At 63.5% G+C, this 19,274-nt stretch carries 24 protein-coding genes; 14 read left to right on the top strand and 10 right to left on the bottom strand.

All coding sequences use genetic code 11. The annotated features are described in order from the left end of the window. Nucleotides 1-17: 17 nt before the first annotated feature. The 4 genes from H3H45_RS12550 (at nt 18) to H3H45_RS12535 (ending at nt 2,793) form a co-directional block, all read left to right on the top strand. Complete coding sequence (locus H3H45_RS12550) at nt 18-461, top strand: phosphate-starvation-inducible protein PsiE (protein WP_220494293.1); 444 nt, start codon at nt 18-20, stop codon at nt 459-461. A 192-nt stretch (nt 462-653) separates the two neighbouring features. Beyond that, complete coding sequence (locus H3H45_RS12545) at nt 654-950, top strand: DUF3649 domain-containing protein (RefSeq protein WP_182834083.1); 297 nt, start codon at nt 654-656, stop codon at nt 948-950. After that, complete coding sequence (locus H3H45_RS12540; protein WP_182834082.1) at nt 947-2,473, top strand: PepSY-associated TM helix domain-containing protein; 1,527 nt, start codon at nt 947-949, stop codon at nt 2,471-2,473. The genes H3H45_RS12545 and H3H45_RS12540 overlap by 4 nt, the downstream gene beginning before the upstream one ends. Next, a complete protein-coding gene (locus tag H3H45_RS12535; RefSeq protein WP_182834081.1) occupies nt 2,473-2,793 on the top strand; it encodes a DUF3325 family protein in 321 nt (106 codons plus the stop codon). Before H3H45_RS12540 ends, H3H45_RS12535 begins: the two co-directional genes overlap by 1 nt. Here H3H45_RS12535 and H3H45_RS12530 read toward each other — a convergent pair whose 3' ends face one another. Beyond that, nucleotides 2,794-3,666 carry a helix-turn-helix domain-containing protein gene (locus H3H45_RS12530; protein ID WP_182834080.1) on the bottom strand — a complete coding sequence of 291 codons (873 nt, stop codon included), beginning with the start codon at nt 3,664-3,666 and terminating at the stop codon, nt 2,794-2,796. Nucleotides 3,667-3,812: 146 nt separating this feature from the next. Between H3H45_RS12530 and H3H45_RS12525 the strand changes: the two genes are divergently transcribed. Next, a complete protein-coding gene (locus H3H45_RS12525) occupies nt 3,813-4,712 on the top strand; it encodes a DMT family transporter (RefSeq protein ID WP_182834079.1) in 900 nt (299 codons plus the stop codon). On the opposite strand, the gene H3H45_RS12520 is transcribed toward H3H45_RS12525, so the two are convergent. The 5 genes from H3H45_RS12520 to yaaA all read right to left on the bottom strand — a co-directional run bounded on the left by H3H45_RS12520 (nt 4,709) and on the right by yaaA (nt 8,798). Next, a complete protein-coding gene (locus H3H45_RS12520; protein ID WP_182834078.1) occupies nt 4,709-5,869 on the bottom strand; it encodes an AAA family ATPase in 1,161 nt (386 codons plus the stop codon). The two genes, H3H45_RS12525 and H3H45_RS12520, sit on opposite strands and share 4 nt — an antisense overlap. 28 nt (nt 5,870-5,897) lie before the next feature. Further along, nucleotides 5,898-6,539, bottom strand: a complete 642-nt coding sequence (locus tag H3H45_RS12515; protein WP_182834077.1) for a 2'-5' RNA ligase family protein — start codon at nt 6,537-6,539, stop codon at nt 5,898-5,900. Between the two features lie 3 nt (nt 6,540-6,542). Further along, nucleotides 6,543-6,920 carry a hypothetical protein gene (locus H3H45_RS12510; protein WP_220494271.1) on the bottom strand — a complete coding sequence of 126 codons (378 nt, stop codon included), beginning with the start codon at nt 6,918-6,920 and terminating at the stop codon, nt 6,543-6,545. Between the two features lie 4 nt (nt 6,921-6,924). Further along, complete coding sequence (locus H3H45_RS12505) at nt 6,925-7,758, bottom strand: SDR family oxidoreductase (RefSeq protein WP_182834076.1); 834 nt, start codon at nt 7,756-7,758, stop codon at nt 6,925-6,927. Between the two features lie 260 nt (nt 7,759-8,018). Further along, entirely contained in the window at nt 8,019-8,798 is a 780-nt protein-coding gene (gene yaaA / locus H3H45_RS12500) for a peroxide stress protein YaaA (RefSeq protein WP_182834075.1), read from the bottom strand. 187 nt (nt 8,799-8,985) lie between these two features. On the opposite strand from yaaA, the gene H3H45_RS12495 reads away from it, so the two are divergent. The 8 genes from H3H45_RS12495 (at nt 8,986) to H3H45_RS12460 (ending at nt 15,731) form a co-directional block, all read left to right on the top strand. After that, complete coding sequence (locus H3H45_RS12495; RefSeq protein ID WP_182834544.1) at nt 8,986-10,146, top strand: tetratricopeptide repeat protein; 1,161 nt, start codon at nt 8,986-8,988, stop codon at nt 10,144-10,146. 62 nt (nt 10,147-10,208) lie between these two features. Continuing rightward, complete coding sequence (locus tag H3H45_RS12490) at nt 10,209-11,333, top strand: polysaccharide deacetylase family protein (RefSeq protein WP_182834074.1); 1,125 nt, start codon at nt 10,209-10,211, stop codon at nt 11,331-11,333. Nucleotides 11,334-11,680: 347 nt separating this feature from the next. Next, on the top strand, nt 11,681-13,072 hold the full coding sequence (locus H3H45_RS12485) for a PhoH family protein (protein WP_182834073.1): 1,392 nt from the start codon (nt 11,681-11,683) through the stop codon (nt 13,070-13,072). Between the two features lie 49 nt (nt 13,073-13,121). After that, a complete protein-coding gene (locus H3H45_RS12480) occupies nt 13,122-13,373 on the top strand; it encodes a hypothetical protein (RefSeq protein WP_182834072.1) in 252 nt (83 codons plus the stop codon). Between the two features lie 102 nt (nt 13,374-13,475). Further along, nucleotides 13,476-13,952 (top strand): cyclic pyranopterin monophosphate synthase MoaC, encoded by a 477-nt coding sequence (gene moaC / locus H3H45_RS12475; RefSeq protein ID WP_182834071.1) that lies wholly within the window; start codon nt 13,476-13,478, stop codon nt 13,950-13,952. Next, a complete protein-coding gene (locus tag H3H45_RS12470) occupies nt 13,949-14,194 on the top strand; it encodes a MoaD/ThiS family protein (protein WP_182834070.1) in 246 nt (81 codons plus the stop codon). The genes moaC and H3H45_RS12470 overlap by 4 nt, the downstream gene beginning before the upstream one ends. 3 nt (nt 14,195-14,197) lie before the next feature. Beyond that, nucleotides 14,198-14,653, top strand: coding sequence for a molybdopterin synthase catalytic subunit MoaE (gene moaE / locus H3H45_RS12465; RefSeq protein ID WP_182834069.1), 456 nt, complete (start codon nt 14,198-14,200; stop codon nt 14,651-14,653). A 301-nt stretch (nt 14,654-14,954) separates the two neighbouring features. Further along, complete coding sequence (locus H3H45_RS12460; RefSeq protein ID WP_182834068.1) at nt 14,955-15,731, top strand: ABC transporter substrate-binding protein; 777 nt, start codon at nt 14,955-14,957, stop codon at nt 15,729-15,731. 261 nt (nt 15,732-15,992) lie between these two features. Here the strand turns inward: H3H45_RS12460 and H3H45_RS12455 are convergent, their stop codons facing one another. From H3H45_RS12455 to H3H45_RS12445, 3 genes are read right to left on the bottom strand one after another with little or no spacing between them, the layout of a single operon-like run. Continuing rightward, nucleotides 15,993-16,328: a cupin domain-containing protein gene (locus tag H3H45_RS12455; RefSeq protein ID WP_182834067.1), complete on the bottom strand. Its 336-nt coding sequence runs from the start codon at nt 16,326-16,328 to the stop codon at nt 15,993-15,995. 13 nt (nt 16,329-16,341) lie between these two features. Next, nucleotides 16,342-17,664, bottom strand: a complete 1,323-nt coding sequence (locus tag H3H45_RS12450; protein WP_182834066.1) for a DUF1329 domain-containing protein — start codon at nt 17,662-17,664, stop codon at nt 16,342-16,344. A gap of 2 nt (nt 17,665-17,666) precedes the next feature. Further along, nucleotides 17,667-17,960 (bottom strand): hypothetical protein, encoded by a 294-nt coding sequence (locus H3H45_RS12445; RefSeq protein ID WP_182834065.1) that lies wholly within the window; start codon nt 17,958-17,960, stop codon nt 17,667-17,669. A gap of 116 nt (nt 17,961-18,076) precedes the next feature. Between H3H45_RS12445 and H3H45_RS12440 the strand changes: the two genes are divergently transcribed. Further along, on the top strand, nt 18,077-18,616 hold the full coding sequence (locus H3H45_RS12440; protein ID WP_328822340.1) for a winged helix-turn-helix transcriptional regulator: 540 nt from the start codon (nt 18,077-18,079) through the stop codon (nt 18,614-18,616). Between the two features lies 1 nt (nt 18,617). On the opposite strand, the gene H3H45_RS12435 is transcribed toward H3H45_RS12440, so the two are convergent. Continuing rightward, complete coding sequence (locus H3H45_RS12435) at nt 18,618-19,247, bottom strand: helix-turn-helix transcriptional regulator (RefSeq protein WP_182834064.1); 630 nt, start codon at nt 19,245-19,247, stop codon at nt 18,618-18,620. Between the last annotated feature and the right edge of the window lie 27 nt (nt 19,248-19,274).

Below are 19,274 nucleotides of genomic sequence, written 5' to 3'. Positions count from 1 at the left end.
AAGCCCTGCGCGAGGGCATGCATGACTTTGCGCAGTCCGTCGGCAACCTGATGGTGGAGTCGTTCCACTACCTGGCGCTGTTCGGCATTGGCGGCATTACCGCCTGGGCCTCGGTGGTGGCCTTTCTCGGCATGCTGGAGAAGGGCCATATCACGGTGGATGACATCCTCCTGCTGTTCATCTACCTGGAGCTGGGGGCCATGGTTGGCATCTACTTCAAGACCAACCACATGCCGGTGCGCTTCCTGATCTACGTGGCGATCACTGCGCTGACACGTCTGCTGATTTCCGATGTGTCGCACCATCATCGCCCGGACATGGGCGTGGTCTATGTCTCCGGCGCCATTTTGTTGCTCGGCCTGGCGATCCTGGTGGTGCGCTATGCCTCCTCGCGCTTCCCTTCGGTGCAGGCGCCTATGCGCCTGAGTCGGGAGCGTGAGCGCGAGGCCGGCGAAGTCTGAGGTGGTTCGTGACTAATTTGGCAGGCTTGCCGCCTCTTGTTATGCGCAAGGTCTGCCCGGAAGTGCAGAGGCTAGAACGTTAATAGCTTTCCACTGCAAGTGTTTCTCAATACTATATGGCGCTGATTCGTAGTTGCCAGCCGCTCCCAGATGAGCGGCTTGCATGTATTTACCGAAAACAGCGAGCCGATCTTGAGCAAGAACCCTTCCCTGTCGCGCTGGAGCATTGCCTCGCGTGTGCTGGCTGCCCTGTTCGGCGGTTATGCACTGGCCTATGGCTTTACCGCGTTCTTTTCCGTTTATCTGCCGCTGGTTCGGGCCGACCGCGTGGTGTACGCCAGCCTGGTCTGCTTCGCCATCTGGACGGCAGCGGTGATCTACGTGTTCGCCGCCCGCAGCGCGACCCGCGCCTGGTTGTGGCTGGTCGGCCTAACGGCAGTCTTGTGCCTGGCCGCCTTCCTGCCGACTGAACTGGGAGTACGCCCATGAGCCTGCGTCAATCCATGGCCGGCCTGCATACCTGGGGCGGCCTGCTGCCGAGCTGGCTGCTCTACGTGATCATCTTCGCCGGCACCCTGGCCTGCTTCGACAAGGAGCTGGAGCGCTGGATGCGTCCGGCGCTGCACCAGGGCGTGGCGTCGAGCATGACGGCCGATCAGGTGCGCGGCTGGCTGGAGGCGAATGTCAGCGACGAGCTGCATGCCTTCTGGATGCATGGGCCGACCAGCCGTGATCCGTTCTGGCGCCTGGGCTGGGAAGTGGACAAAACCGAGGAAATGCACAACGTCGCCTTCGATCCGGCCAGCCAGCAGCCGATGCCTGAAACCCTCGGCGGTGGCTTCTTCTTCGAACTGCACTACAACCTGCATGGCGGCACGCTTGGCATGTACATCGTCGGCCTGGCCGGCATGTTCATGCTGGTGGCGCTGGTGTCCGGGGTGATCATCCATCGGCGCATCTTCAAGGACTTCTTCACCCTGCGGCCTAATGCCAATGGCCAGCGCGCCTGGCTGGATGCGCACAACCTGTTCGGCGTGGTCGGCTTTCCCTTCCACCTGGTACTGGCCTACACCGGCGTGGCGATCTTCGTCGCCACCTACATGCCAGCCGGGGCGCAGGTGGCCTACAACAGCAATATCGAACAGTTCTTCACCGACGTGATGGGCGGCTACTCGCGCGAGGGCGTCGGGCAGAAGGCGGCGAGCCAGATGTCGCTGGACGAGCTGATTGAACAGTCGCGCCAGCGCTGGGGTGGCGGTGAGACCGGTTGGGTCAGCGTGCATCATCCGGGCGATGTGGCGGCAGTGGTGGATATCCGCCGTCTGGACAACTCGCGCATCGGCTCGCCGCAGGACACCCTGAGCTACGACGCCGCCAGCGGCGAGCTGCTCAATCAGCAGCAGGCCTCGACCGCCTACCGTGCCTATGCCTGGCTGGCCGGTCTGCATATGGCGCAGTTCGGCGGCACGCTGGTGCGCCTGCTGTACCTGCTGCTCGGCCTGGCCGGTTGCGCCATGCTGGTCGGTGGCTTACAGGTCTGGTTGGCCAAGCGTGAAGCCCGGGGCGGTGCCGGCATCGGCCTGGTGCGGGCGCTCAATGGCGCCGTGTTTGCCGGTTTGCCGCTGGCCAGTCTTGCGCTGTTATGGGGTAACCGATTGATCCCCGCCGATCTGGCCGAACGCGCTACGGCCGAGGGCTGGGTGTTTGTTGGCAGCTGGCTGCTACTGGCGCTGTGGGCGGTAGTGCAGCGCAACCAGCCGCGCCGTCTGCTCAGCCAGCAGTTGGCTCTGGGTGCTGTGCTGGCCCTTGGGTTGCCGCTGGTCAATGTGCTGACCACCAGCCATGGCGGCTTGCCGTCCAGCCTATTGCGCGGCGACTGGGCGCTGGCCGGCATCGATCTGTTCCTGTTGTTCAGCGGCCTGCTCTGTGCCCTGTTCGCCTGGCGCTGGGCCCAACCGCAACAGGCCCAGGAACCCCGCGCGCGTCGCGTGCTGGTCGAGGAGGCACTGTGATGCTGCTGGGTTTTGCCCTGAGTTACCTGGCGCTGCTGGCTCTCAGTCTGGCCATGTCGCGCCACCACAAGACCCTGCTGCAGGGCGCACCCAGCATCGGCCGTCAGCGATTGCTGCACAGCCTGGCGCTGGTCTGCCTGGTTCTCGGTCTGCTGCTGTCCATCGAGCAGTCGGGCGGCGAGATCGGTGCGGTGACCTGGCTGTGCCTACTGATGCTGGCGGGGCTGCTGCTGGTCGCTATGCTGGCCTGGCGCGCGCGCTGGGTGTTGCCGCTGGCCGCGCTGTTGCCGGCTGCTGGTGGCTTGAGTCTGCTGGTCTGATCAGTCCGCTGCGGCGCGTAGCAGACCTGGAGCGGCGCCAAAGACTGCGCGGAAGCGATTGCTGAAGTGGCTGGCGCTGGCGAAGCCGCAGGCCAGGGCGATCTCGCCCAGTGGCAGGCGGCTGTGCTGCAGCAACTGGCGCGCACGCAGCAGGCGCCGTTGCAGCACATAGCGGTGCGGCGGCAGGCCGAAGCTGGCGCGGAACATGCGCACGAAGTGGTATTCCGACAGCGCTGCCAGCTGCGCCAGCTCACCCAGGCTGAGGGACTGGTCGAGATGCTGCTCGATGTACTCGGCCAACCGGCGGCGCAGGTGTGGCGCCAGACCACCCTTTACCTTCAGGCCCTGGCGCAGGCCGACCTGGGTCAGCAGCACATGGCTGATCATCTCGTGGGCCAGGCTGCTGCCGAGCAGGCGCTCGCCTGGCTCCTTCCAGTCCAGCTGCACCAGCTGGCGAAATTGTCCGGCCAGTTGTGGGTCATCGAGGAAGGTGCTTTCCCGCAGCTGCAGTTCGCGCGGCTCGCGGTCGAGCAGGGTGACCGCGCTGGCGGCGAAACGCTCGGGGCTCACATAAAGGTGGGCCAGGCAGATTTCGCCATTGATCACCCAGGATGATTCATGTCCGGCCGGCAGGATGCACAGCTTGTCCGGCGCGCCCTTACTGCCGGGCCTCTCGCGGCGAAAGGTGCCAGTGCCGCCGGCCAGGTAGCAGGACAGTGTGTGCTGGCTCGGCCCCTGGTAGTCGCGGGCGTCGTGGTGGTTGGTCCACAGCGCCGCGGCCAGGTCGTCGCCCAGCTCGGCACCATGCAGCAGGCGCGCGTGCGGAGAGCTGCTGAGGGACTGGAAGACCTGGTTGTGGGCGAGGCTGGTCATTGACGTGTGAGTGCGGAGTTGGACAGTTGCCATCCTACTCCCGGCATTCGTCGCTGCCACCGGCCTGGCGCAGATAAGCGCAATTTTGTGCAAGCGCAGGCGGCCTGGCGGGTCGAGACTGAAGGCCTGTCTCGCGGAGCCTGGCCATGAACCTGTCGCTGTACCTGTTGACCGTGCTGATCTGGGGCACCACCTGGATCGCCCTCAAGCTGCAGTTGGGCGAGGTGGCCATTCCAGTTTCCATCGCCTACCGCTTCGCCCTGGCGGCCCTGGTGCTGTTCGCCATTCTGCTGCTCAGCGGCCGTCTACAACCGATGAACCGCCGGGGTCAGTTGATCTGCCTGGCGCAGGGCTTGTGCCTGTTCTGCATCAACTTCATGTGCTTTTACACCGCCAGCCAGTGGATTCCCAGCGGTCTGGTGGCGGTGATCTTCTCCACCGCGACGCTGTGGAATGCGCTCAATGCACGGATCTTCATGGGTCGGCGGATTGCCGCCAATGTGCTGGCCGGCGGCGCGCTGGGCATGTTCGGCCTGGCCCTGCTGTTCTGGCCGCAACTGGCGGGCCATGAGGCCAGCCGCGAAAGCCTGATCGGCCTGGGCCTGGCGCTGATCGGCACGCTGTGTTTTTCCGCCGGCAACCTGCTGTCCAGCCTGCAGCAGCAGGCCGGGCTGCGGCCGCTGACCACCAATGCCTGGGGCATGTTCTACGGCGCGCTGTTGCTGGTCGGCTACTGCCTGGTCAGCGGTATCCCGTTCACCTTCGAGAACAGCCCGCGCTATATCGGCACCCTGCTGTACCTGGCGATTCCCGGCTCGGTGATCGGCTTCACCGCCTACCTGACCCTGGTCGGGCGCCTCGGCCCGGAGCGCGCGGCCTACTGCACCGTGCTGTTCCCGGTGGTGGCGCTGAATATCTCGGTGTTCGTTGAGGGCTACCAGTGGACCCTGCCGGCGCTGTTGGGGCTGGTGCTGGTGATGCTCGGCAATGTGCTGGTGTTCCGCCAGCCGCGCTCGGTGGTGAGTCCGCAGGCAGATCGGGCCTAATCCGGCCAGTGCCAGGCGGGTTCATTGAGCAGACTCTGGCCCTGTATGGCGGTCTGCCCGAAGCTTTTGTCGAGGACGATGGAGTTGCATTCCGGGTGTTGTTCCAGTGTGGCGATCAGCCGACTGGCGTGGGACACCACCCACACCTGGGTATGCCGCGAGGCCTCGATGATCAGCCGCCCGAGCGCCGGCAGCAGATCCGGGTGCAGGCTGGTTTCCGGCTCATTGAGCACCATCAGTGAGGGCGGTCTGGGGGTGAGCAGAGCAGCCACCAGCAGCAGGTAGCGCAGGGTGCCATCGGATAGCTCTGCTGCCGACAGCGGGCGCAGCAGGCCCTCCTGGCGCAGGGCTACGCTGAAGCGCCCACCGGGTTGGCAATCGATGCTCAGTTCGGAACCGGGGAAAGCGTCGGCGATAGCCTGTTCCAGAGCCGGGCGGTAGCCAATTTCGCGGATAGTCTGCAATGCGGCCGCAAGGTCGCGCCCGTCGTGGTGCAGCACAGGAGTGCGGGTGCCCAGTTGCGGCTGGCGGGCTGGTGCTTCGGCGTCGGTGCGAAAGTGATCGTAGAAGCGCCAGCGACGGATGGCCTCGCGCAGTTGGAACACCTCCGGGAAACCTGGGTCGTTGCCAATCTGGTCAAACAGGCTGTCGTAATTCGGCAGATGCTGGGCCAATACCTGCCAATCGCGGCCCTTACGCTGGCGCACCATCGGCCCTTCGCGATCGACCAGGAGTGCGGCTGGGCGATAGCAGGGGCCGGCCCAGATGCATTCGCGCTTGATCTCGGGGTCGAGGGAGAAGGCTGAACTCGACGGCTCGGGCAGGCCAAGGGAAATGGCGTAGCTGAAGTCCTCACTGGCGAAACCCAGGCGCAGACGGACGACCTCTCGGCGCGGACCACCCTGGATCGGCACCTCGCCGTTGCGCATGCGCCGGCTGATTGTTTCCGGCCCCGCCCAGATAGTCGACTCCAAACCGCCGTCCCGAGCCAAAGCATTGACTACGCCACCTTGGGCCGTTTCGGCCAGCAGGCGTAAGGCGCGGTAGAGGTTGGACTTGCCACTGCCATTGGTACCGGTGATCAGATTGAGCCGACCCAGCGGCATCACCAAATTGTTGATGGAGCGGTAGTTGCCGACGGCAAGGGTATGGAGCATGGCGAGTCGTCCTGACAATAGAACTGCCCTAGGCGATGGCTAGGGGCACACAGGTATCGTAGCGCAGCGGACCGAACAGCTGATCGGCCTGGTAGGTGCAGTAGTGCAGTTCATGGACCGTGAAGTGGAGTGGCTGCGGTTGGCTCAGTGCGGCGGCACGTTCACGCCAGGCCTGGGCGCTGATCGACTGCCGGTAGAGACCGAGGGTCAGGTGCGGCAGGTAGGGGCTCTGGCGGATTTCTTCGGCGTGGCCGGTGAGGCAGTCGCGCAGTGGCTGCAGGCGCCGCTGCGGATCGTCGACCTGCAGAAAGGCCGCGCTGGAGAAGCTGTCCAGGCGGCCGATCTGCAGTTCGAAAGGCGCGAGTGGCAACCGCTGCAAATCCTCGCGCTGGCGCTGCAACTGGTCGCTGCAGAAGTCATCGTCATAACGGCGTTGTAGTGCCTCGAAGCCACAGACGAACAGGGTGATATGGGCCTGGCGCAGATAGCCGGGGTGTAGCCAGTCGCCCAGAAGTTCGCGCGCTGCCTGCATGCGCGCCAGCACTGCCGGGCAGCCGACCGGGATGGCCCAGAGCCCATAACGTTTTCGACCGCAATGCCACTCCGGGTAGTCGCGCAGCTCACAGATCTGGGTATGCGTCGGGCTGTTATGGGCTGTGGAAAACCGCATGCGTTAGGTGGGGCGCCGGCCCAGGTGCAGGGCGAAAGCCAGCGCTACGGGGTAGCTCAGGTAGTGCAGGACGAAGATCAGCTGACCCATATGGCCAGGCTCGTCTTTCAGCCACATCAGGCCCCACAGGCCGAGATAGAGCAGGCCGAGGATCGCGCCGTAGAGCAGGTTGAGGCCCCAGGCTTCGCCGTGGCGTGGCAGGTGGCCTTCGATGCGGGTGAATAGCCAGCGCAGGCCCAGCGCGACGACGATAGCTACCAGCAGGGTAGCGGGAAGACCGCCGATTTTGAGCAGGCCGCGCACCAGCAGGTTGAGCGCGAACACCGCCGCGGCGGCGCCGAGCGCGTACTGGTAGAGGGCAAAGCGGCGCGGGCTGGGCATGGTCTTAGATCAGCTTCTGATTGAGGCCGAAGCGTTTCTTCAGCACGGCCTGCAGCAGTGTGCGCGGCAGCAGGAAGACGAGCAAGGGCAGGCTGCGGCAGCCATGACCAAGGCGCAGCAGGGCCGGGCGCTTGGTGCGTTGCACGGCGGCGAGCAGGTCGGCGGCGAACTCGCTGGCCGGGGTCGGTTTGTCCTGGGAGGCATTGGCGCGGGCGCGGATGCCGTCGCGCAGCGGCCACCAGGGCGAGTTCTGATTGAGCAGCTGCTCGGCCTGGGCGCTGGCATTGCTGCCGAAGCTGGAGGCGATGGCGCCCGGCTGCACTTCCATGACCTCGATGGCGAACGGCGCCAGCTCCATGCGCAGGGCCTCGGACAGCGCATGCACGGCCGCTTTGGAGGCGCAGTAGGTGCCGGCGAACGGGGTCACCAGCACGCTGGAGATGCTGCCGATATTCACCACCAGACCTCGGCTGGCGCGCAGCAGGGGGAAGCAGGCGCGGGTCAGTTCGACCAGGCTGAACACGTTGGTTTCGAACTGTTGGCGCATGCCCGCGGCGCCGCCATCGAGCAGCGGACCCATGGCGCCGTAGCCGGCATTGTTGATCAGCACGTCGAGGCGCCCGGCCTCCGCCCGTACACGCGCGCTGGCGCGGGCGATGTCCCCGGCGTCGTTGACGTCCAGTTTGACCGCGGTGAAGTCGGCCGCGGCCAGCCTCTCTAGATCCGCGCCCTTGCGTGCGGCGGCGAACACCCGGTAACCGGCACCCTGGAAGGCGTCGGCCAAGGCGCGGCCGATGCCGCTGGAACATCCGGTGATCAGTACCACGGGCTGGCTCATGCTGGCTCCTTGTTGTCATGGCTGCGGGGGCTGGTCCCTGCCCGCATCCTACACAAGGGCCGCGCCGCCTGTACTTGCCTTGCGGGCCAAAGTGGCTGGCCCGGCGTGCCAGATGTTTGGAGGCCTGTAGTCCGTAGGGCAGATGACGCTTGTCTCATCCACCATGACGCCGCTCGGTGGATCGACGGAGCGCGATCCACCCTAGCAACTGCCCCTGCCCAGGGCTGAGCCAGTGCGGATCGACGGATTGGCGCGGACTCTTATTCCGTTGGTTGGTCGCGCAGGAACACCAGGCTGTCCGGCTTGGACTGCTCGGCGCTGTAGCGGTAGCCGGCGTAGCTGAAGTCCTTCAGCCCAGCCGGGTCGCGCAGGCGTTCCTTGATCACGTAGCGGGCCATCAGGCCGCGGGCCTTCTTGGCGTAGAAGCTGATGATCTTGTACTGGCCGTTCTTCAGGTCCTTGAACTCGGTGTCGATGATTCGCGCATTAAGGGCCTTGCGCTTGACCGCGCCGAAGTACTCGTTGGAGGCCAGATTAAGCAGCACGTCGTCGCCCTGTTCGGCCAGGGCTTCATTGAGCCAGGCGCTGATCTGCTCGCCCCAGAAGGCATACAGATCCTTGCCGCGCGGGTTGGCCAGTTTGGTGCCCATTTCCAGGCGGTAGGGCTGCATCAGGTCGAGCGGGCGCAGTACGCCGTACAGGCCGGAAAGCATGCGCAGGTGTTGCTGGGCGAAGTCGAAGTCGGCCTCGGCGAAGTCCTCGGCATTGAGCCCGGTGTACACATCGCCCTTGAAGGCGAGCAGCGCCTGCTTGGCGTTGGACGGGTTGAACGGCCGCTGCCAGCTGCCGTAGCGGGCGACGTTGAGGGCAGCGAGCTTGTCCGACAGGTGCATCAGTTCGCCGATCTGCTGCGGGCTCAGTTCGCGCAATTGGCCGATCAGCTCCTGGGCATGGTCCAGGTGCGCGGGCTGGGTGAAGCGGCCGATCACCGGCGGCGTCTCGTAGTCCAGGGTCTTGGCGGGGGAAATCACCATCAGCATTGGATCGTCTCCATAAAACGTGGCGGCGATTCTAGGCTGGATACGGGGCATGGCTCCAGCTATCGGGGCGATCAGTCACAGACTGTGCTGCGGGCTGCGGTTATAGTGGCCGCCGTGCGGTCGTCTGGCCGCGCCTTCCATTCATCGCTTTGACAAGGAGGTCGCAGTGAGTTTTCTCCCTCGCGCCATCGTATCCCTGCTGTTCGCATCCACCGCTGCCCTGGCCCAGGCCGAGCAGTTGCCCATCGAAGTGCTCAGTGCCGTGGTCAAGGACCAGCGCATTGCCGACGCCGAAGTGCTGGTGCAGAAGAACGGTGCGCAGACTGTGGTCGGCAAGACCAACGCCCAGGGTCAGGTCAGCCTGACCACGGCCTTCCCTGATGACGCCGCCAGCCTGCTGATCATCAAGAAAGCCGGCTACTCCAACCTGGTCGCCAAGTGCCCGTGCAAGGGCATGACCTACGCCATCAGCCCGGTCATGCAGAGCCTCGACGGCATGCGTGTGGTGCTCAGCTGGGGTCAGGCCCCGGCCGACCTCGACTCGCACATCGCCTACCCGGGTAATCACATCTTCTTCATGGAGAAAGAGGGCGACGAGGCCAATCTGGATGTCGATGACACCGACAGCTACGGTCCGGAAACCATCACCCTGCAGAAGAAACGCTTCGGCGAAACCTACGTGTATGCCGTGCATGACTTCATCAACAGCGGCAACCCGTCGGCCAATGCCCTGAGCGCCAGCCAGGCCAAGGTTTTCGTCTATGTCGGCCAGTCGCTGGTGCGCACCTATTACGTGCCGCAGGGCCAGCGCGGCAACCTGTGGACGGTGTTCCGCGTCACCGGCAACGGCGACTTCCAGGACATCAACCAGCTGCAGGGCATCAGCGGCGAAAGCGCCACCATCGGCGGCATCCTCCAGCCGCTGCAGAACGAAGGCCAGAGCATTGCCAGCCTGAGCGCCACGCAAACCGCCCAGGGTGATGCCAAGGCGCTCAACCGCCAGGGCGAGACCGCCTACCATGCCGGCCAGCTGGACCAGGCCATCGACTTCTACCGCGAAGCCATCGAGCTGGACGCCAACTACGGCCAGGCCTACGGCAACCTCGGCCTGGCCTACCAGAAGGCCGGGCGCACCGCCGAGGCGATCTGGGCCAACCGCAAGGCCATCGCCCTGGCCAGCGGCGCCAGTGCGGCCACCGTGCGTGCAGGCTCCTACTACAACATCGCGCGTATCTACGAGGCCGCCGAGCAGTACGACGACGCTCTGCGCCACTACCACCTGGCCAAGGAACAGAAGGCCAACCCGGTGTACGACAAGGCCATCCTGCGGGTGCAGGATCGTCACTGATCGGTTGCCGGCTTAATCAGCGCGCTCCTTCGGGGGCGCGTTTTTATTCAAGGAGAGAATTCATGCTTAGAACCCTGGTACTCGGCCTCGGCCTGCTGGCCGGCAGCGCCCAGGCCGCCGGCCCCGCGACCTTCGCCACCCTCGATCGCGGCACCTGGCCCGAGCCGTTGCACAGCCAGGCCGCTTTCGATAGCGCCTCGCGCGCGGAAATCCTCACCTTCGCCCAGGCCCTGCAGGCCAGCGAGGGGCTCGACGAAGCAGGCTGGAAATCCCGCCTGGGTCTCAAGTCGGCCAACCTGCAGTCGATTGCCCAGGTGCGCGAACGCCTCTGGCAGCGCCTGCTGGAGAATTACCGCTTGGCTCGGCAGAGCTGCACGCCAGCCAGCGATTTCTGCGCACCGGTTGCGGATGTCGCCGCGCTGCGCGAGCAGGCCCGGCAGTGGGTGATCGCGCCAGACTCGCGCTACTTCGCCTGGGCCGAGGCCAGCCAGCGTTTCCACCTCGGCTACCTCAACGAGCAGATGCGCCTGGCCGCGCTGTTCCCGCGGATCAGCAGCGAGATCGCGCTGTTCTCCGAGCAGGAACGCAACGGCGACGAACTGGCCGATATGCAGTTCCTCCTGACCTTCGACGACGGCCCCACGGCGCTCGGTGGCCACACTGACAAGTTGGCCGCCTGGCTGCGCCAGCAGGGCCTCAACGGCACCTTCTATGTGCTCGGCAGCAACCTGCAGCAGCGCCTGCAGAAAACCTCGGCCGTCGCCCTGAACCAGCTGTATGCCGGCCAGTGTGTGGCTTCCCACGGCTGGGAGCACAAGTCGCACGCCAGTTGGGCCGACTGGCAGGGCTCTGTGAGTCGAACCCGTGAACTGCTGCAGCGCGAACTGCCGGCGCTGTACGTGCCGCTGTTCCGTCCGCCCTATGGCCAGCGCCAGGCCGACAGCCAGGCCTTCTTCGCCGCGCAGGGCCAACAGGTGGCGCTGTGGCAGATCGACTCGCAGGACTGGAGCAGCAAGGTCAACGCCGAGGCCGCTGGCCAGCGCGTGCTGACCCTGATGCTGTTGTGGCGCCGCGGCGTGCTGCTGTTCCACGACATCCACAACAAGGCCCAAGGCGCCTTGCCCTGGGTGCTGCAGGCGAGCGTAGGGGTGCCGTTGCAGTGGCAGGATTGCCGCAGTTATCGCTGAATTGTGCGCAGATAAAGAGGGTTTTTCGGGGGCTTGCGAAGGGCGTTGCTGAACGAGTCATGGCGGGCTCGTCTAGGGGCAGGACTTCCGACTTTAACGGTGCTGATCGGGTACGCCAAGGGTTATTCGTCTAGCCGATAAAAAAGTCTGCAAGCGATGAAAAAGTTCTTTTTTCTGTCATCCCGAATGGAGTATTAACAAAGACAGACCGCCGAACCCTGCAGCACAGGTGGCGGCCATCGGCCATCACTTTTGCTAGCACTTTCCCGACTTCGGTCGGGTGGTCGGCGGCCCTTCGACGGAGCGCTTTACCGGCTCCGCATGGCCTCCAGATAAGGTGACCGAGTATGGATGATCACGGACACACCCGCTCCACCCAGCCCACCCTCTATGTCCTCGACACCAACGTCCTTATCCACGATCCAAACGCGCTGCTGAACTTCCAGGAACACCACGTCACCATCCCCATGACCGTGCTCGAGGAGCTGGACAAGCTCAAGGCCGGCAAGCACTCGGTCGCCGCCGAATGTCGCCAGGCCATCCGCCTGATCGACCAGGTACTGGGCGAGGCCACACCGGAGGAAGTGGAGAAGGGCGTACCGATCCAGCGTGGCAAGAGCGGGCCTTGCGGCAGTCTGTCGATTCTCATGAGTAAGCGCGCGGAGCCGCTGACCTGGCTACCCGAAGACCTCAACGACAACAAGATCATCAACCAGCTGGTCGATCTGCGCAGCCGCAACCCGGGCGTGCGTGTGGTGCTGGTGACCAAAGACATCAACATGCGCTTGAAGGCGCGTGCCTGTGGCATCTCCTCGGAGGACTACCACACCGACCAGTTGGTCGACGACGTCAACCTGCTGTCGCGCGGCTACCACAACATGACGGGCTCGTTCTGGGACCGCGTGAACAAGGTCGAGACCCGTCAGGGCCACGGCCGTACCTGGCACCAGGTGCAGCTCACCGACAACCTGCCGGCCGTGCATGTCAACGAGTTCATCATCGACGAGCAGGGCTTCGTCGGCTGGGTCAAGGGCATCGACGGACGTACCCTGACCATCCTCGACCTGCATCAGGAGCCGCTGCTGCACCAAGAAGCCTGGGGCCTCAAACCGCGTGACATCTACCAGTCGCTGGCACTGTTCGCCCTGCTCGATCCGGACATCCACCTAGTCAACCTGTCCGGCGCCGCCGGTTCGGGCAAGACCATCCTGGCGCTGGCCGCGGCCATCGAACAGACCATGGTCAGCAAGCGCTATCGGCGCATCATCGCCACCCGCAGCGTGCAGGGCCTGGACGAGGACATCGGCTTTTTGCCCGGTACCGAAGCAGAGAAGATGGAGCCCTGGCTGGGCGCCATCACCGATAACCTGGAAGCGCTGCACATGGACGACGAGAGCACCCATGGCAGCGTCGACTACATCCTGCAGAAGGTGCCGCTGCAGTTCAAATCGCTCAACTACATCCGCGGGCGCAGTTTCCAGCACAGCCTGATTCTGATCGACGAGTGCCAGAACCTCACCCCGCACCAGATGAAGACCATCATCACCCGCGCCGGTACCGGCTCCAAGGTGATCTGCCTGGGCAACCTGGCGCAGATCGATACACCTTACCTGTCCGCCACCAGTTCCGGTCTCACCTATCTCACCGAGCGTTTCAAGGACTTCGAGCACGGCGTACACATCACCCTGCAGGGCGTGCCGCGTTCGCTGCTGGCCGAGTACGCGGAAACTCATATGTAAGGGGGCGAATGTAGAACATATTTACGCTTGTTGAGTGAGGAGATTTCACATGATTGAGTACACGATCAGGCTGGAGCGCAGCAATAACGTTAGAGGCATTCAGGCGGCTTCAAGTCTTGGTACCGACTCCGTGAATGGGATGCTGTCGATTGCTGGGGTTGAACAGCCGGAGATTCTGAGAGAAACAGACGAGTTCGTAGATCTCACCTACAGGTGGAGTGGTGCGAGTAAGTTCTGGGAGACTGATGAGTATCTTGCAAAGTTCGGCGTGCGCCGAGTTTGGCCTGACCCTGTGCGATAAAAGCGGTAGTGATTCGGAGTGGGCGGCAAAGTTTGCACAGAATGCCGACCCACTCTCCTTTTTCGTTTTAACATGGGGCATCTCTAGCCGGTAGAAAGTCCCATGCTGACCCATCTCGATTCCCAAGGCCGCGCCAACATGGTGGACGTCACCGACAAGGCGGTGACCTCCCGCGAGGCCGTGGCCGAAGCCCGCGTGCGCATGCTGCCCGCCACCCTGCAGATGATCGCCAGCGGCGGCCATCCGAAAGGCGACGTGTTTGCCGTGGCGCGCATCGCCGGCATCCAGGCGGCGAAGAAGACCTCCGACCTGATTCCCCTGTGCCATCCGTTGATGCTCACCAGCGTCAAGGTCGAACTGCAGGCCGAGGGCGACGACTGCGTGCGCATCCAGGCGCGCTGCAAGTTGGCCGGGCAGACCGGCGTGGAAATGGAAGCGCTGACCGCCGCCAGCGTCGCCGCGCTGACGATTTATGACATGTGCAAGGCGGTGGACCGCGGCATGGTTATCGAGTCGGTGCGTCTGCTGGAGAAACTGGGCGGCAAGAGCGGCCACTTCGTAGCGGAGCAGCAGGCATGATTCGCGTGCAGTATTTCGCCCGTTACCGTGAGGTGCTGGGTATCGATGGTGAGCAGTTGCAGCTTGCCGCACTGAGTAGCCTCGATCAGCTGCGCCAGCACCTGCTCAGCCGTGGCGGCGTGTGGCAGGTACTGGCCGAGCAGAACCTGATGTGCGCGCGCAACCAGGAGCTGTGTAGCCTGGACAGCGAACTGGCCGATGGCGATGAAGTGGCTTTTTTTCCCACGGTTACCGGAGGTTAGGTCATGGGCGTTCGCGTCGAATCCGCAGCCTTCGACCCCGGCGCCGAGCTGAACGCCCTGCATGCGGCGCAACTGGGCATTGGTGCGGTGGTCGGTTTCGTCGGTTACGTGCGCGACTTCAATGACGGCCAGGACGTGCACGGTATGTTCCTCGAACACTACCCGGGTATGACCGAGAAGGCCCTGCAGAACATCGTGGTGGAAGCCGAGCAGCGCTGGCCGTTGCTGCGGGTGGAGATCGTCCACCGCGTCGGCCAGTTGCCGCCGGGCGAGCCGATCGTCTTCGTCGGCACCGCCAGCGCCCACCGCCAGGCCGCCTTCGACGCTTGCAACTTCATCATGGATTACCTCAAGACCCGCGCGCCGTTCTGGAAGAAGGAAGACACCGCCGAAGGTGCGCGCTGGGTGGAAGGGCGTAGCAGCGACCAGGACGCGGCCGAGCGCTGGAGCAAACCCTGAGCGCCAGGCGTAGCGCGCTCCAGCTCGACATTTCCTGGTTCTTCAGCGGTTCTCTTTGCCCGCCGATTGGCCGTCGACTTACGGTTGTTGCAGTCTGTTGACGATATGTACATAAAAGTCCAGTATGGACTCATAAGTACAAATCAGCAGTGACCGATCATGCATCAGCACCTGCCCCAACCGGCTTCACTCCAGCAGCGACCTGCGTCGCCTGCCCTTTCTTCTGCCACGCCAGTAACGCCTATAGCCAACCTGCCTGCCACCTGCGGCGGGCGTCCACACGTATAGCGGGAGTCGCACCATGAAGAAACTCGTCCTGTTGGGCAGCCTTGCCCTGAGCCTGATGGCATCCAGCCTGTTCGCTGCCGACAAGCCCCTGCGTCTGGGGATCGAGGCTGCCTACCCACCCTTCGCCTTCAAGACCGCCGAGGGTCAGCTGGCGGGCTTCGACGTGGAAATCGGCGGCGCCCTGTGTGCCGAGATGAAGGTCGAGTGCCAGTGGGTCGAGCAGGAGTTCGATGGCCTGATCCCCTCGCTGAAAGTGAAGAAGGTCGACGCTGTACTGTCGTCCATGACCATCACCGACGAGCGCCGCAAGTCGGTGAATTTCACCGGCAAGTACTACTACAGCCCGGCGCGCCTGGCGATGAAGGCCGGCACTGAGATCAGCGCCGACTTCAGCAGCCTCAACGGCAAGCGCATCGCCGTGCAGCGCGCTACCACCACCGACCGTTTCGCTACCGAGGTGCTGGCGCCCAAGGGCGTGGAAGTGGTGCGCTACAGCTCGCAGAACGAAATCTACCTGGACATGGTGTCCGGTCGCGTCGACGGCACCCTGGCCGATGCTATCCCGGTGGATGAAGGCTTCCTCAAGACCGAGCAGGGCAAAGGCTTCGCCTTCGTCGGCCCGGCGTTCACCGACCCGACCTACTTCGGCGAAGGCGCCGGCATCGCCGTGCGCAAGGGCGACCAGGCCCTGCTCGACAAGCTGAATGCGGCGATCCTGGCGATCCGCGCCAATGGCGAGTACCAGAAGATCCAGAGCAAGTACTTCAGCTTCGATATCTACGGCGAGTAATCGGCGCAACTGAAAAAGGCCGCGCATTGCGCGGCCTTTTTGTTGGCTATGGGTCTGTTATCTAGTCCGTCACCGAAGGCTCGGCGACTTGAGAGCACTGGCTTTGCAGCGAGGTGATGAGTGGGCCTAGTCGACGGTGCGCTGAGCTCGATTGATCGCAGTGGCAAGATCGAGCCAATGGCAACTCGGCGAGCAGATACATATAAATGCGCGCCCTAAACGCCATGCCCGGCTCACCGGAGCCGAGCATGGCACCTGACATTACAGGTTGGGTTTGCCACCAGCGGCGGTTGAAGTGACGTTAAGTCCAGCGATGACAAAGCCGGTTTCGCTATCGGCCCGCGGGCAGTGCTCCACGCCTCTGGGGACTATGAACATCTCACCAGGCATGAGCTCGACCGTCCCCTCGCGCAGTTGGATCGTTAGGCAGCCATAGCAGACGATGAACAGCTCATCCTGATCTTCGTGCTTGTGCCAGCGTGTCTCGCCGATGCCCTTGGCTAGCTTGATCAGTTGCCCGTTGGCCTCGCCGACGATGCGCTGGCTCCAGTGCTCGTCGATCCGCGCCAGTTCGTCGAGAAAGTTGACCTTGTGCATGGTTCCTCTCCCTTTACTTGATCCCGGACGTCCTCAGGGCCGCCGGCAGGAATTCAGATTTGGTCGCTCTGAATCCGAACGAAACGGGATTGCCGGAGTTGTACAGTAAGCCCATCACCAGATAGCGGGAGCTGTTGAAGTCATAGATGGCTTCAGCGGCGTACCAGGGCGTATCGGCATAGTAGTACTGCACGTGGAAACCCTCGGAGAAACGCCACAGGGAACCGCGACTGTCATAGTGCTCTGCCAGGGCGATCTGCCAGGTGTCCTCGTCGATGTAGAAGACCCGCTTGGCATAGACGTGGCGCTGACCCTCGCGCAGGGTGCCGACCACTTTCCACACCCGATGCTTCTCGTAACGAAGGAGTTCGGGGTTGAGATGCCCTTGTTGGATCAGGCGTTCGGAGTCGAGATTCTGATCGGTCAGACGGTGGTTGTTGTAGGGGATGTAGATCTCTTGCTTGCCTTCCAGCTTCCACTCGTAGCGATCTGGCGAGCCCGAATACATGTCGACGTTGTCGGAAGTCCTTAGCCCGTCGGCTGCTGTGCCTGGGCCGTCATAAGCGACCTGAGGGGCGCGGCGCACGCGGCGCTGCCCTGCGTTATAGAGCCAGGCCAGGCGAGGTTGCTGGTATTGATTGACGGTTTCGTGGACCAGCAGCATGTTGCCGGCCAGCCGAGCGGGTGCCACGACCTCCTGCTTGGCATAGATCATCACGTTGGCGTCGGTGGCCTGGTCGAAACCGTTGAGATTTTCGGGCCATACTGCGCGCTCTTCGATCTGCACCTCGTTGAAAGAGCCGCTTGACTGTGTCACGACCTGGGTCTGCGACCTGAACAGACTGCCGCCGCGATAGCGCATGAAGTGGTTCCACAGTACTTCCAGTCCGGTCTTGGGCGCGGGGAAGGGGTAGTAGCCCTGGTAACCGGTTACACCATTGCCATCCGGGGTAAGTTGCGCGGTCTCGCGGTTGCGGCTGGCTGCCTGGTAGACCGGCTCGGGCACCGCGGCGGTGCGGCGGGTCTGATAGACGTTCAGCCGGTAGCCGTCTTTATTCCTGCGCAGCTGTTCGATCTGTCCGGGGGTGAGGTGGTTCTGATATTGCTGATAGTTGCTGTGATCGATGGTGAGTTCGATGGGGTCACTGGCAAAGGGATCGATAAAGTCGCGGGCAATGTCGGTTGAGGCCAGCGGCTGACGATAGCCACCTTGCCAGGCGGGAATGGAGCCATCGGCGTTGCCGGCCAATTCCGCACCCAGTGGCGTGGTTTCTGTCGCTTGGGCGGCGGAGTGCAAGGCGAGGCCGAGCGTGAGGAGCAAGGGCAGTCTGATCATGATTACTGGGCTCCTGCGGCCAGTTGCAGGCGGGCGTAGGTGGTGTCCAGCTGTTCTTGCGCGTCTGCTGCGCCCAGTGCCTTGGCCTGCAGGAACCAGCTGTGGGCGTATTCGAGGGCGGGCAGGCCATTGGCGTCGTTGGTTGCCGTGGCGAGATGGCACTTGCCGATTTCCAGCGCGAGGGCCGCATTGACTATGTCGCGCTCCAGTTCGTTGGTGATGCAGTGGCTGTCCGGCTGAGCCAGCACGGCGCCGCTGGCGATGAGCAGACCGAGTGCCAGGAGTTGTTTGATCATGTTGTGGAGACCTCGATTCAGGGTGTTTTGACTTTGGTTCTATAATAGAACCATGCAGGGTTGAAATTAGGTTCTATAATGAAACCTGTCAAGCGCTTTCGCGCCGGGTTTCTCTCGTGGCTTATCTGGAGGTTTGCAGGGTGGAAAGGCTTACGTTCGAGGATCGGAATTGCTCCGTCGCGCGCTCGCTAGATGTGCTGGGGGACTGGTGGAATGTGCTGATCGTGCTGGAGTGCCTGTGGGGCTCTTCGAAATTCGATGAATTCCAGCGCAACCTGGGAGTGTCCAAGGGGATTCTGTCGAAGAGACTGAAGCTGCTGCAGGATCACGACATTCTGATCAAGCGCATGGTCGATGGGGGAACCGAATACCAACTGACCGAGAAGGGCTTGTCATTGCATGTGATAGTTGTGGCCATCCTGCAATGGGGCGACCGCTGGAATCCCTTGCCCGGTGGAGCCCCTGTGATTCCTGTCAATCGCAACAGTGGTGCTCCGGTGAAACCGGTGCAGCTTTTCGACACGCAGGGTGAGGCGGTGGACATCCGCAACCTTGGGTTGCGTGCCGGGCCCGGAGCGAATGCAATCACCAGCCGTCGCCTGGAAGAGCTGGTGCAGCGCCGCAAGGCTGGCGTGAAGGGGGCGCTGGCGGGCTGAATCAGGCCTCGCCCTTGATTTCCTTGAGGTGCTTGTAGACCGTGGCGCGGCCCATGTTCAGCACATTGGCCACGTAGTTGGCCGCGCTCTTGCCCTTGAACGCGCCCTCGTTGTGCAGCGCCTCGACCAGCTCGCGCTTGTGCTCGCGTGTCAGCAGGTTGAGGCCGAGCTGGCGTTGCTGCAGCCAGGCGTGCAGGAAGGTGTTGATACGCTCCTGCCAGTCGTCGCGAAACAGTGCGTCCGGTTGCGGAATCAGTTTGCTGGCGGAGAGGAACAGGTCCAGCGCCTGCTTGGCGCGCTCGAACATCGAGATATTCAGGTTCAGGCACAGCACGGCGATCGGTGTGCCCTTGGCATCGCGCAGTACTGTGCTGACCGAGCGGATCTTCTGTCCATCCCAGTTGAGCTTCTCGTAGGGGCCGATATTGCGCTCGTCCACCTCGCCGCTGAGCATGTCTTCCAGGGCTGCATCGTCGCCGACCGCGCGCTTGGACAGGTTGTTGGCGATATGGTCGATCTTCTGCGTACGCAGGTCGTGCAGCACCACCTCGGCATGGGGATAGAACAGGGTGGCGATGGCGTCGGCGATGGCGCGGAAGTTATCGAGGTCGGCGGCGGGGCGGGGCGTCATGCGGTGGGCTCCTGGATCGGCTCGGCG

Origin of the sequence: Aquipseudomonas guryensis (assembly GCF_014164785.1) — a bacterium.
GTDB lineage: Bacteria > Pseudomonadota > Gammaproteobacteria > Pseudomonadales > Pseudomonadaceae > Aquipseudomonas > Aquipseudomonas guryensis.
This window is presented reverse-complemented; position numbering and strand designations above follow the sequence as displayed.